Here is a 13,398-nt window from a genome sequence, read left to right as displayed (position 1 = left end):
GTGGCTAAAGCGCACAACAAGAACCATGCCACCACCCTGCGGCTGGATGACGGCGCATTGGGGCGTCTGCAGCGCATGGTGGCTGAGAATCCCTTCTACAACCCCTCGCATGTGATGCGTGGCGCCCTGCTGGCACTCAGTCGGTTGACCTACAGCGAGCGGGAAGCCTGCATTCTGGACGCGGCGAAGGGAGGCGTTGATGAGCTTTAACGCTAAGGACATGACGCAGGGCGGGCAGATCGCCTTTATGCGTCTGCGGATGTTTGCCCAGATTGGTAACCTGATCTTCTACGGCCTGTTTATCGCCTTTCTTATCGTGGCGGTCAACGTCCTACTGTGGCGCATTTCGATGCAGAACCTCACCAACGGCCTGATTTACTGGTGGGTACGAATGCTCGACAGCTGGCCCAGCATTACGCCTTCCGAGTCGGTTTATCACCTCGACTACTACGGCAAGCAGCTGGTCTACACCGCCAGTCAGGTCTTGGCCGACCGCTATGTCGTCTATTGCGGGCAACTGGTCTGGCGTGAGGCCGTGTTTGCCGCCGGCGTGGGCGTGGCGGCTTGTGTGGTGGGCGGTATCGTCACCATTTGGGTGTTGGGACGCCAGGGTAAGCAGCAAAGCCAGGACGAAGTCACCGGGGGCCGCACGCTGACCGACAAGCCTGCCGACGTCGCCAAAATGCTCCGGCGCGACAACCGGGCGTCGGATATCCACATCGACGCGTTACCGTTGGTCAAAGACTCAGAAATCAAGAACATCCTGCTGCAGGGCAGCGTGGGGACAGGTAAATCGGTCACCATGCGCAAGCTGATGGACTATGCGCGGGCGCGCGGCGACATGGTGGTGGTGTACGACAAATCCTGTGACTTCATCAAGGACTACTATGATCCCAAAATCGACAAGGTGCTCAACCCGCTCGATGGTCGCTGCGTGTCCTGGGATCTGTGGTCGGAGTGCCTGACGCTGCAGGACTTTGAGAACGTAGCCGATATTCTTATTCCGATGAGCGGCAGCGAAGATCCGTTCTGGCAGGGGTCGGCACGCACTATCTTTGCGGAAGCGGCCAACCGCATGCGTAACGATCCGGATCGCAGCTACGCCAAGCTGCTCAATACGCTGCTGTCTATCGACCTGCCGCGACTGCGCGCCTATCTGGAAGGCACGCCGGCATCGAACCTGGTGGATGGCAAAATCGAGAAGACCGCCATCTCCATCCGTTCGGTGCTGACCAACTATGCCAAATCGATCCGCTACCTGCAGGGCATCGAGTCGCTGGGCGACACGTTCACTATCCGCGACTGGATGCGCGGCGTGCAGGACGGCGGCAAAAACGGCTGGCTGTTCCTGACCTCCAACGATGACAGCCACAAATCCCTCAAGCCGCTGATCTCCATGTGGCTGTCGGTGGCGTCGCACAGTTTGCTCTCGATGGGCGTCAACCTTAATCGCCGGGTGTGGATTTTTGCCGACGAACTGCCGACGCTGCACAAGCTGCCGGATCTGGTCTCTCTTATCCCGGTGACACGCAAGTTCGGCGGGTGTTTCGTGCTGGGTATCCAGTCGTATGCCCAGCTGCAGGACATTTATGGCGTCAAGTCGGCCGCTTCCCTGATTCAGGTTCTCAACACCCGATTCTTCTTCCGCTCTCCCGATAAGGAAACCGCAGAGTTCGCCGCCGGTGAAATCGGCGAGAAGGAGCAGAAAAAAGCCTCCGAACAATACTCCTACGGCGCTGACCCGGTCAGAGACGGGGTGTCGTTGGGTAAGGACAAAGAGCGCGAAGGGTTGGTGAGCTACAGCGATATTCAGTCATTGCCCGATCTGTGTTGTTACATCACGCTGCCGGGACCTTATCCGGCGATAAAAATGAAGCTCAAGTTCCAAAAGCGCAACCAGAAGGCCCCACCATTTATCGAGCGTAAGCTCGACCTAGAGGCAGATAACCGTCTGGAGACAGCGCTGGATGGACGTGAACTGGTGCTCGGCAATGTTAGTGCACTCTTCGCGCCGCTGGAAGAGAGCCATCAGATCGTGACAGCACCGGAGACCGCCAGGATAACGGACAAAGGCGATAAGAAGCCTGTAACCGGGCAAGCTGACAGCGACAAACCGGCGATATCGACTGCGGCCAACACGACGGGTGCCGCCACTTCAGGCGGCGGTACAGAACAGGAACTCAAGCCCAGGGTGGAAGAGGCCGAGCAGTTGCCGCCGGGGATCAGTGGCGACGGCGAAGTGGTGGACATCGCACAGTATGAAGCCTGGCAGGCGCAGCAGCAGGCCATGGGGCAGCAAGCCATGCAGCGCCGGGAAGAGACCAATATCAATATCGACAGGCACCGCCGCGAGCTGGCTGAAGTTCATCATGGGGACAGCGAACCGGGAGATGAATTCTGATGATGAGCATTGGCCAGGTCGGCCCCGCCGGTAAAGCCGGCGACTACTACACCCATCAGGACAACTACTACGTGCTGGGCAGCATGGACGAACGCTGGGTGGGCCAGGGCGCGGAAGCCCTGGGCCTGTCTGGCAAGGTGGACGTTAAAGATTTCGTAGCCGTGCTGGAAGGCAAGTTGCCGGACGGCAGCGACCTGACCCGCATGGTCGGTGGCGAGAATAAACACCGCCCCGGCTATGATCTGACGTTCTCGGCGCCCAAAAGCGTTTCCATCATGGCGATGTTGGGCGGCGATAAACGCCTTATTGCCGCGCATAACCACGCGGTAGAAGTCGCGGTGCGGGAGGTCGAGAAACTGGCCTCAACCCGCAGCATGACCGAGGGTGTCTCCGAGACCAGGCTGACCGGCAACCTGGTGGTGGCGCTGTTTAACCACGATACCTCACGCGACCTTGACCCACAGATGCACACCCATGCAGTGGTGGCCAACGTCACGCAGCATGACGGGAAATGGCAGACGCTGTCCTCCGATACGGTCGGCAAGACCGGGTTTATCGAGAGCGTGTATGCCAATCAGGTGGCTTTCGGGCAGATATACCGCCATGTGCTGCGTCAGGATACGGAAGCCATGGGGTATCAAACCGAGAACGTCGGCCCGCACGGCATGTGGGAGTTTAAAGGTATGGAGAACGTGATTGACGTGTTTTCCAAACGCAACCACGCCATCGACGCCGCCGCCGGCCCTGATGCTTCGCTCAAGTCACGGGATATGGCAACCCTCGATACCCGCAAGGCCAAGGTCGCCAGCGACCCGGCCGCCTTGGCGGTCGAATGGCTTCAGGAAATGAAGTCCGCCGGCTTTGATGCCAAAGCCTATCTGGCCGAGGCGCAGTCTCGCACGATGATGACGCCGTCCCCGACGCCGCTGGAAGCGGGGGGGGACGCGCTTGTCGACCAGGCGGTGGGACAAGCCATCTCGGCGCTGTCTGACCGGCAGGTCAACTTCACGCACAACCAGGTGGCCAACAAGGCCATCAGCTATCTCTCCGGGGAGCCGGGCATGCTGGACGCGGTACGCGACGGCATCGACCGCGCCATCGAGCGCGAGCAGCTTATTCCGCTCGACAAGGAGAAAGGCGTATTTACCTCCGATATTCATCTGCTCGATGAGCTGAGCGTGGCGCAGCTCAGCCGCACGCACCTTGACGAGAGTGCGGTGGTGATAGGCGCGCCAAAGTCTGACCCGCGCACCGGCAGCATGCCAACCTACAGCGATGCCGTGCAGCAGCTGGCGCAGCATGCGCCGGCGATGGCGGTGTTGTCAGGCATTGGGGGCGTATCGGTAAATCGTTCCCGCGTGGCGGAAGTGGTGGAGCTGGCACGCGAGCAGGGCCGCGACGCCACCGTGTTGACCGTTGACCGGCAGTCACAGCAGTATCTGCAGCAAAGCGTCCATCTTGATGAAGGCCGCGTGGTGACGCGCGCCGCGCTCGGCAGCGAGGCGCTGTTTGCGCCGAACAGCACGCTGGTCGTTGATCAGGCGGAAAAACTGACGCTCAAGGAGACCGTGGCGCTGCTGGATGGCGCGGTGCGTAACAACGTCCAGCTGGTGCTGATGGATACCGAAAAGCGCAAGGGGACGGGCAATGCCCTTGCCGTCATGAAAGAGGCCGGTGTACCGCGCTATCAGTTCAGTGGCCGTCAGGCGGTGCCGGCGGAGGTGGTGAGCGAGCCGGACAAGGCGCAACGCTTCGGCCAGCTGGCCAAAGGCGTGGCGCAGGCATTGGTTGAAGACCGGCCGGCGGTCGCGCAGGTAAACGGCCCGGCCGACCAGCGGATGTTGACGGCCATGATACGCGACGAGCTGAAAGATACCGGGCTGCTGGGACGGGAAGAGACCACCGTGACGACGCTGACACCGGTATGGCTGGACAGCAAAAATCGGGGCGCCATCGATACCTACCGGGAAGGCATGGTGATGGAACGCTGGGATGCGGAGAGCCGGAAGCGCGAGCGGTTCGTTATCGACCGGGTCGGTTCGCAAACGCGCAACCTGGTGTTGCGTAACGCCGAGGGTGAAAAACAGCGGCTTGCCGTCAAAGAGGTGGACAAGGACTGGTCGTTGTTCCGGGCCGGTACGATGGGTGTTGCCGCCGGCGAACGCCTGCGGGTGCTGGGTCAGGAAGGACGGGGCAAGGATGCGCTGAAGGCAGGCACGGCGCTGACGGTTGTTCGTGCCGGCGCCAGCGAGCTGCAGGTGCGCGTGGCCGGCGAGCCGGATGCGACGCAGAAGCCGGCGGACCGAGCGCTTGCGGTCGGCAGCGATGTTTTCAGCGCCGTCAAGGTGGCGCCGGCGTATGTGGAAAGCCTCGGCGCCTCGGTGAGCAGTACGGCGGCGGTCTATGCCGCAGTGAAGAAAAACGAGCTCAACAGCGCCACGCTGGGTGGCATTGCGCGCAGCGGCGGGCACATCACCCTGTATTCAGCGCTCGATGCGCGCAAGACGCAGGAGAAAGTCGCTCAGCACCCGGCGTACCGTCTGGCGGGCGAACAGGTCAAACAACTGGCCGGTGAGGAGGGGCTTGATGCCGCGATCTCCGGGCAAAAATCGGGGCTGTTTACTCCGGCGCAGCAGGCCATTCATCTGGCCATTCCGACGCTGGAAGGGGATAGCGTCGCGTTTGGTCAGGCCAAACTGCTCGCCGGCAGTCTCGATTTTGCGGCCAAAGGCGTGTCGATGGAGGCCATCCAGACGGAAATCGAGGCGCAGGTTAAACGTGGGGAGCTGCTGAAAGTGGATGTCGCGCCCGGCGTCGGGGCGGATTTGCTGGTCTCGCGAGCCAGCTTCGAGGCGGAGAAAAGCATTATTCGTCTGATCGCTGACGGCAAAGACAGTATGCCGGCGCTGATGAGTGGAACGGCGAGAAATCAACTGGCATCAATTCAAAGCTCGCTTACACAGGGGCAGAAAGAGAGTGTTGACCTCATTCTCGGTACGACCGACCGGTTTGTGGCCATCCAGGGCTATTCCGGTGTGGGGAAAACCACTCAGTTCAAGGCGGTGCTCGCCGGGATAGAGCAGCTGCCTGAAAGCGAGCGGCCCCGCGTGGTCGGGCTGGCGCCGACGCACCGCGCAGTGGGTGAAATGCAGGCGGCCGGCGTCGATGCCCAAACCCTGGCATCGTTCCTGCACGATGAGGGGCTGAAGGTTGCTAGCGGAGAGAAACCGGACTACCGAAACACGCTGTTTGTGGTGGATGAGAGTTCGATGGTGGGCAACAGCGACATGGCGCGCGCCTACGCGTTGATTGCCGAGAGCAACGGCCGTGCGGTGATGAGCGGTGACGAAGCCCAGTTGGAAGCGATTGCGCCGGGCGCGCCGTTCCGGCTGGCGCAGGGGCGCAGCGCCATCGATATGGCGGTCATGAAAGAGATTGTGCGCCAGACCCCCGAGCTGAAGCCGGCGGTGTACAAGATGATTGAAAACGATGTGCCTGGTGCGTTGGACGTGGTGCGCACGGTGGCGCCGGCCAACGTCCCTCGACAAGCCAATGCCTGGGTGCCGGCAAAGTCGGTGATGGAACTTGCAGTAGATATTCCAGATATTCATGACGCGATTGTCAGCGATTACCTGGGGCGTACCGAGGCAGCCCGGCAGGATACGTTGATTATCACGCATCTCAATGCCGATCGGCACATCATCAATGCCGGCATTCACGGCGAGCGTAAGGCGGCCGGAGAGCTGAAGGGCGAGTCCGTCAGTCTACCTGTCCTGGAAACCGCCAATATTCGCGACGGCGAGCTGCGCAAGCTGGACACCTGGGCGCGTCACCGGGACGCCGTCGTCCTGCTGGATAACACCTACTACCGCATGGCTGACATCGACAGTCAGTCCCGTACCGTCAGCCTGCAGGACAGCGAGGGCAATACCCGGCAGTTTTCCCCGGCCAGTGCGGTGCGTGAAGGCGTCACGCTGTACAACCCGCGCACCATCGAGGTGAACGTGGGCGACCGCATGCGCTTCTCCAAGTCGGACGTCGAGCGCGGGCATGTGGCCAACAGCGTCTGGACGGTAGAGGCGATAAAAGGTGACATGGTCACGCTCTCCGATGGACAACAGACCCGTACCGTCAATCCCCGCGAGCAGCAACAAGACCGGCACGTCGATTTGGCCTATGCCATCACCGCCCACGGTGCCCAGGGGGCCAGCGAACGTTTTGCCATCACGCTCGAGGGGGTGGAAGGCGGGCGTGAGCCGCTGGTCAACCGGGCGTCGGCCTATGTGGCGCTCTCGCGCGCCAAGGAGCACGTGCAGGTGTATACCGACAACGAAGCCGGGTGGCTGAATGCTATCGGCAAGGCGAAGGTGCGCACCACGGCCCATGATGCAGTGCTGGGGATGGCGCCGGGCAGCCAGAAAGCGGCCGTCGACCTCTACGGCAAGGCCGAACCTTTGGCAGGTAACGCGCTGGGACGCGCGGTGCTGCGCGGTAGCCAACTTGCCGGCGACACGCTGGCGCACTATGTGTCTCCGGGTAAGAAGTATCCGCAGCCCCACGCCATGCTGCCGATGTATGACGCCAACGGCAAACCGGCCGGCGCTTGGCTGGCGCCTCTAGCGGACACTCAGGGGAAAAGCGTCGGGGGACTGCCGACGCAGGGGCGAGTGTTCGGCAGTGACAGCGCGCAGTTCGTGGCGCTGCAGGGGAGCCGCAACAACGAGACCAGGCTGGCCGGGACGATGCAGGATGGTATCCGGCTGGCGGCACGCTATCCCGACAGTGGCGTGGTGGTACGCCTGCAGGGTGACGACGTGCCGTTCAACCCCCAGGCGATGACCGGTGGCAGGGTGTGGGTGAATGACGAGACGCTCAAGGCCACTGCACGGGAGAGCGGCGCGTCCGACAATGTCATTAAATTGCCGGAGAGCCCGGAAGAACGCCAGCAGCGTGAACTGCAGACGCAGGCCGACAAACTGGGCCGTGAACCGAACGCCCCTGACCCGCAACGGCTGGCCGGGCTTAACGATGAGCAGCTGCGTGCGTTGCTTGCGCGCGGCGAACTGCGCGCTGAGGACGTGAAAGACCGTCTGCCGGAGGCGGTCATGCGGGAGGTGATGGGGCAGGATGTGGCACAGCGGGTTGATGCCGCTGTCCGCCAGGTGGCGCGCGAGCCGGTATCGACTCGCAGCCGGCTGCAGCAGGATGAACAGAACCTGGTGCGGGATACCCATGCGGAGCGGGAACTGAACAAAGAGAAAACCCTGGGCGGCGACTGACGCGCTGCGCTTGCCCAACGCCGCGCGGGACAGGTGACGAGCCCCTGCCCCGCACGGCATTACCAAAAGGAAGAACGGATGAACACAACCCAAAACGTATCAACGACGCAGGGCGTCTTGTTAAACGCAGCGGTCTTGCTGTCCGGGGCCGCGGCGCTCTGGGGATATGTGCAGTGGGACGTGCTGAGCGATCAGCCGCTGTATTGGCGCAATGCGCTCGTCCCGTTGCCGCTGTTGGTCTACATGGGCATGAAGCACCTGCAGGCGCGGCTTAACAGGGCGGACGAGCATGAATAAGACGCGGCGACTCCCTGCCCGCGTGTTTGGCGTTGCCGCCCTGGTGCTCAGCGGCTGGCTGCCGGCATCGCCCCTGTTGGCGACGCCGGCGGTACAGGTGGGGTTTTCGCCGGAAGGGACGGCGCAGCAGCTGGTACTGAGCGTTATCGGCGAAGCGCGGCGCGATATTCGCCTGATGGGGTACGCCTTTACTTCGCCGGAAGTGGCGCGGGCGCTGATTGCGGCGCACCGGCGTGGGGTGGCCGTCGGGGTGGTGGTCGATGCGAAGGCCAACCAGAACGGCGCCGGCCGGGCGGCACTGAACCTACTGGCTAACGCCGGCGTGAACGTCAGGACGGTGAACAGCTATAAAATTTTGCACGACAAGGTGATCGTCGTGGATGGCGTGACGACAGAAACGGGAAGCTTTAATTTCAGCCGATCGGCACATCGCGCCAACTCAGAAAATGTGGTGGTGCTGCGCGACATGCCGGAAGTGGCCAAACAGTACCTGGCTCACTGGCAATCCCGTTGGGCGCAGGGCCAGGACTGGCCGTCGACTTACTAAGAAAGGAAATCGGATGGCAATGTTCGATCCGCACAGCGGAAAACTACAGCAGGTACGCGAGGTAGTGCGCTTCACCCCCCTGCAGCAGGACGTACTGAAATTTTTGGCATTGGTGTTGATGGTTGTCGATCACGCCAACCGCGCGCTGGGGCTAAATGAGCCGGTTCTGCTGCTGCTGGGGCGGGGAGCATTTCCGCTGTTCGCCTTGCTGTGGGGGTACAACCTGGCGTCGCGGCCTGTCCGGCAGACGCAGGCGACTCGGCTGTGGATATGGGCTGTGGTTGCGCAGCCGGGCTATTGGCTGGTGATGCGTCATGACGGGCTGGCATTTACCGATCCGAATATTTTGTTCCTGTTCGCTGCCGTGACACAGGCGCTGGCCGTGGCGTCGTTGCCGATGCGCAAGGGCGCACCTAACCCGGTATTGGCCGGCGGCGTTTTGCTGGCGCTGTGGTGGGCGTATGGCGCCACAGACGGCAGTTACGGTACTGCCGGCGTTCTGTTGCTGTTGGCCAGTTATGGGCTGTGCGTTTCCCTGCCGGGGTACGTGACGGCCGTCTGGCCGGTGCGCGGGCTGGCGATCGTGGCCTGGCCGCTCTTGGTGCTGATGCTCAATGCCGAGCTGGGCGGCACGATGATGCTGGCCGGCCTGCTGCTGCCGGCAGTGCTCATCCTGGGGACGCTGCCTCTGGCGACGCCGTTCAATCAACGGCGACTGTTGCAGCGGGGGTTTTTCTTGTACGGCTATGTAGGGCACTTGTTGTTGCTGGCGTTGCTCGCCTGGTTGGTTCGTTAAGACGGTAAAAAAATCGATGATGCAGATCTCAGTATGTAGGGCAATATCCGCCAATATCATATGTTCTGGACAGAAAAGATCGCTTTGCAGCTGCTAAGCCAAGGTTTTTGTAGTAGTCTCTGCTAAATGATCCTTTTTAGATCCTTGGGGAGGCTGAAATGACACAAGCCGCAAGCGTAGTAACTTCCTCATCGAGAACGAAACGTTCCTATCGTAAGGGGAGTCCGTTGAGCGCCGCTGAACGGCAGCAAATCTCTCTGGAACGGAAGAAAAGCACACACAAAGAAGTCCGTGTTTTTGTTAGAGACTCACTCAAGCATCAACTTCAAAGTATGTGTGAACGAGAAGGTATTACACAGGCCGAAATGATTGAGCGATTGATTGAAATGGAGTCGACAAGACACATTTGAAATGCAACGACATCACATTCTTGATCGTTGTAGCCGTGAGTGCTAGATTACTGATCGTTTAGCAGAATTTTTGGTTGGCCACGCCGCAAGGTGGCAGGGAAGTGGGTCTGGAGGTTGTTACCAGAACACTGAAAAGCAAAAACCCCGATAATCTTCTCTATCTTGGCGGACGGGAAAGATTAACGGGGCTCACTTAAAACTGTATAGAAGCGTTGCTCTATGCAGGGAGTATAGTTTTATGCCTTTTAAAGGTCAACTCCTTCGGCGCAACATAAGCGCAGGGCTACTTGAATAGCCAATTTGCGAATGTTGAGCACCACATCAATGAATCCCGTGGCTCCCGGCGTGGCGAGGCTAATGCGCTTCGGCGTGGGCAACAAAAAATTCATCGGCGCTATACGCCAAACCTATGCTGCCGGGTGCCGAAAGGCATGGCGAGCAAAGTTGTTGCTCGCATGAGTAGTCACGACTGGCGGCGTAATGATGATCTGATCGAGCTGCGCCGGCAGGGCTACATCCCCTATACCCAACGCAATAACCCAGACTATCGTCCCAAACCGATGCGTATTGCCGCGCGGTCGGAGAGCCGTGAGGCGCTGACAGTGCTTTCCCTCGTGCTGGGGGCAAACTGCGACTATAACCCGGACAGCGACTACCCGTTCGAGATCATGCTGCCGTTCGAGGACGTGGCCAAAGCCATGGGAGTGCTGCACGTCTACGAAAGTGGCCGAAAGGCTTATGACGTGGCGTTGCATGCGCTGTCGGTGCTCGAGCAGCTGGACTATCTCATCGTGTCGCGCGGGCAGGATACTGACACTGGTCAGAACAAGCCGCTGCGCATCTGGCTGACGGAGAACTTCTTCACCAGCCGCGGCATCCAAGTGGACGAAATTCGCCAGTGGCTGAACCAATACCGGCTGTGGGCGATTAAAAACGGCCTGACTGAAACGCTCAGGCAAAAATACGAGCGCCACCTGGTTCGCATCGCGCATCTGGGGATCGACATCGAGCGCAAGCACTCGCTGAAGAACCGGCTGAAAAAGATCCGGCGGTGGGTGGTGAGTCCCGACCTGCAAAACCTTAAGCGCGGCGCGGAACAGGCGATTGGCAATGAACTGGCCAGGCGGCAGCAGAACGAGCAGCGATTGGATACGCTGCTGGATGACACCGCCGCCGGCATCAAAAAGCTGGCCGCAGCCCGTCGCCAGAAGCAGAACGGCTTTTATCAGGCCTGGGTGCAGTGGACGATGGGCAGCTCGCCGCTGAAGGCGATGGAGCTGGAAAATACGCTCAAACGTGAACAGCCTGGACTGCTGAACAGCGATCCAGAGGCATTCTACCGGCTGCTGCTGGAGCGTGCTGGCGCCATTCCAACCTAATTTTCCGAACATAGCTTGCTTTACCCTGCCTGACCTGCGGGGGTTTTGTGCTGCCAGTTTCCCACCGCTGATGCCTGGTTGGCTATTGATCCGGCATGTTTCGGCAGAGGCCGGCATGATTTTCGCGACCGCCGACGTCGATCGGGGATGCAGACAATAGCGCTCGACGAGGAATAACCCTTTAACTTCGACATTAACTTCGTAATGTGCATTAACTTCGAAAAGGTACTCAGTAATATGCTTAATTTCGAAGGTTGTTTCTGAACAAACTAAGCCCTTTTAAAAGGGAGTAACTCAGCGCACCGGCTTACGCCGTTGCCGTTGAGTACCTCCCTCACTTCGCTCGGGCAAAAAAACAACATCACCCTTAACATCCCAATCTTACTCGGCAAAACCTGAAGTAGCTCCTGCAGCAACAGCTGCAGGCAAAAAACTCTGCACCCAAGCAAGAATCGTGAAAATTTATCAGCAAACCGAGCTCACCAACCTCAGCCCCACAATCCTCCTCACCATCGCTGAAAAGCGCCGCCGCCCCGGCCCAAAGGGCCGGAACAGAGTCGCTTTTAATAATGAATGTTATAACCAGAAATTAAGTGGCTTTCAGATTTCTTGCTGAGCGTACTGAGTACACGCCCGTAAGCGGCCCTTCGGCCCGCTAACGCGGAGATACGCCCCGACGGCGGCTACGCCTTGTCGTGACCACTCCGACGGCGCACACAAAGACATACGTCGCATTTAGCAGTATTGGTCTAGCAGGGCGAGGGGTGGGATAGGCGATACCTATCAGGCCTGGGCGGCTTCGCCGCGTCTCCGGCGACCCTGACCTAATGGCGTTCTCCTGCCGCTCAGCTGTCGCCTCCATGCGCTAACGCGCATACAGGGGCGATGTTGTGAGGACAATGGAACAACACGGGCTAATCGCTGTAACGGGCACGGCAGACACATCATTCAGCCGCATGATCCAGGCCGGCGACAGCTGTTGTCGCCTCCATGCATCGGCGCGCATAAACCTTGCACTTAGAAAGTTATGCCAGTTTGGCAACAGGGATATCCTGAAGTCGTGTTGTGTAGCGTGGTGACAACATTTCTCGGCGCATTGTCCAGGCTGTATTTGTACCCTGGCCGGCAAACCAGACTTTCCCCAACCCGGATTGGTTTATGCCATCGATGACCTTCATCAGTTGTTCACTACCGGCGCGCGGCGGCCGCTCGTCGAATAAATCGATCTGGCCAGGTTTGTCGCAGAAGTCGTTAAGCATAATGCCCGCTTTCTGATACCGAAACCCGTCACGCCAGATCGCATCGAGGGCTTTTACTGCTGCTGCAACAATGTCGCGGGTGTCTTGTGTGGCCAGCATGAGCTGCACGCTGTGGCTGTTGGCGTAATAAGGCTCATGAGGCGCAAAGGGGCTGGTTCGCGCAAACACCGAAACGTGCCGGCAGTATTGCCGCTCTCGGCGCAATTTCTCGGAAGCGCGCTCTGCGTATTGGCACACCGCCTGGCGCATGTCCTGCAGCTGCGTGACGCGCTGGCCAAATGACCGGCTGACGATGATCTGCTGCTTTGCCGGCAGCGCATCGATCGATATACACGGCACACCGTTCAGTTCACGCACGGTGCGCTCGAGCACAACCCCGAACGTCCTGCGTATCAACGCCTGATTGCTGTCGGCAAGCTGCAGTGCAGTCGTGATCCCCATCGCTGCCAGCTTTTTGGTCAACTGGCGCCCACATCCCCAAATTTCGCTGACCGGCAGTAACGCCATCAACCGTCGTTGTCTATCCCGGTTTGTCAGATCAACGACGCCGCCGGTAGCCGGCCAGGTTTTAGCGGCGTGATTGGCGAGTTTGGCCAGGGTCATTGTCTGAGCAATGCCGATCCCGCAGGTGAGCCCGGGTTGCTGAAGCACCGTATCACGGACTCGGCGCCCGTAGTCTTCGAATTACTCTGTGGCATCGATGCCGGCAACGTGAAGAAATGCCTCGTCGATGCTATAGATCGTCATCGCCGGCGCGAGGGATTCTAAAATCGTCATGCAGCGTGCCGACATGTCGCCGTACAAGGCATAGTTGCTTGAGAAGACAGTTACGTTCTGATTTTTAATGATTTCTCTGGCCTGAAAAAACGGCATGCCACGTTTCAGGCCGAGCTTTTTTCCCTCGCGGTTGATTGCCACCAGGGCGCCGTCGTTGTTCGAAAGAACAGCCACTGGACGCCCTTTAAGATCCGGACGGAAAACCTGTTCGCAGGCGCAGTACATCGAATTGACGTCAGCCAAGAGAAACATG

Annotated in this window: 8 protein-coding genes and 1 pseudogene; 8 read left to right on the top strand and 1 reads right to left on the bottom strand. The window is 59.7% G+C overall.

Annotation, left to right across the window (positions count from 1 at the left end; genetic code table 11):
* From CRO23_RS24230 to CRO23_RS24190, 8 genes are all read left to right on the top strand, one after another.
* A complete protein-coding gene (locus tag CRO23_RS24230; protein ID WP_055313819.1) occupies positions 1-210 on the top strand; it encodes a hypothetical protein in 210 nt (69 codons plus the stop codon).
* A complete protein-coding gene (gene traD / locus CRO23_RS24225; RefSeq protein ID WP_097103258.1) occupies positions 200-2,401 on the top strand; it encodes a type IV conjugative transfer system coupling protein TraD in 2,202 nt (733 codons plus the stop codon). Before CRO23_RS24230 ends, traD begins: the two co-directional genes overlap by 11 nt.
* Positions 2,401-7,680: a conjugative transfer relaxase/helicase TraI gene (traI, locus tag CRO23_RS24220; RefSeq protein ID WP_097103256.1), complete on the top strand. Its 5,280-nt coding sequence runs from the start codon at positions 2,401-2,403 to the stop codon at positions 7,678-7,680. The genes traD and traI overlap by 1 nt, the downstream gene beginning before the upstream one ends.
* A gap of 78 nt (positions 7,681-7,758) precedes the next feature.
* Complete coding sequence (locus CRO23_RS24215) at positions 7,759-7,977, top strand: hypothetical protein (RefSeq protein ID WP_097103254.1); 219 nt, start codon at positions 7,759-7,761, stop codon at positions 7,975-7,977.
* Positions 7,970-8,524: a phospholipase D family nuclease gene (locus CRO23_RS24210; protein WP_097103252.1), complete on the top strand. Its 555-nt coding sequence runs from the start codon at positions 7,970-7,972 to the stop codon at positions 8,522-8,524. Before CRO23_RS24215 ends, CRO23_RS24210 begins: the two co-directional genes overlap by 8 nt.
* Before the next feature lie 13 nt (positions 8,525-8,537).
* Positions 8,538-9,320, top strand: coding sequence for a TraX family protein (locus CRO23_RS24205; RefSeq protein ID WP_097103250.1), 783 nt, complete (start codon positions 8,538-8,540; stop codon positions 9,318-9,320).
* A 158-nt stretch (positions 9,321-9,478) separates the two neighbouring features.
* Positions 9,479-9,730: a replication regulatory protein RepA gene (gene repA, locus CRO23_RS24200; protein ID WP_071532852.1), complete on the top strand. Its 252-nt coding sequence runs from the start codon at positions 9,479-9,481 to the stop codon at positions 9,728-9,730.
* A 431-nt stretch (positions 9,731-10,161) separates the two neighbouring features.
* Positions 10,162-11,109, top strand: coding sequence for a Replication protein (locus CRO23_RS24190; RefSeq protein WP_097103248.1), 948 nt, complete (start codon positions 10,162-10,164; stop codon positions 11,107-11,109).
* Between the two features lie 1,025 nt (positions 11,110-12,134).
* Here the strand turns inward: CRO23_RS24190 and umuC are convergent.
* A pseudogene (umuC, locus tag CRO23_RS24185) lies at positions 12,135-13,397 on the bottom strand (translesion error-prone DNA polymerase V subunit UmuC).
* Between the last annotated feature and the right edge of the window lies 1 nt (position 13,398).

The organism is Serratia sp. JKS296 (genome assembly GCF_900215445.1).
Lineage (GTDB): Bacteria > Pseudomonadota > Gammaproteobacteria > Enterobacterales > Enterobacteriaceae > Serratia > Serratia marcescens.
Note: the sequence above shows the minus strand (reverse complement) of the source record. Positions and strands in the feature narration are given on the sequence as shown.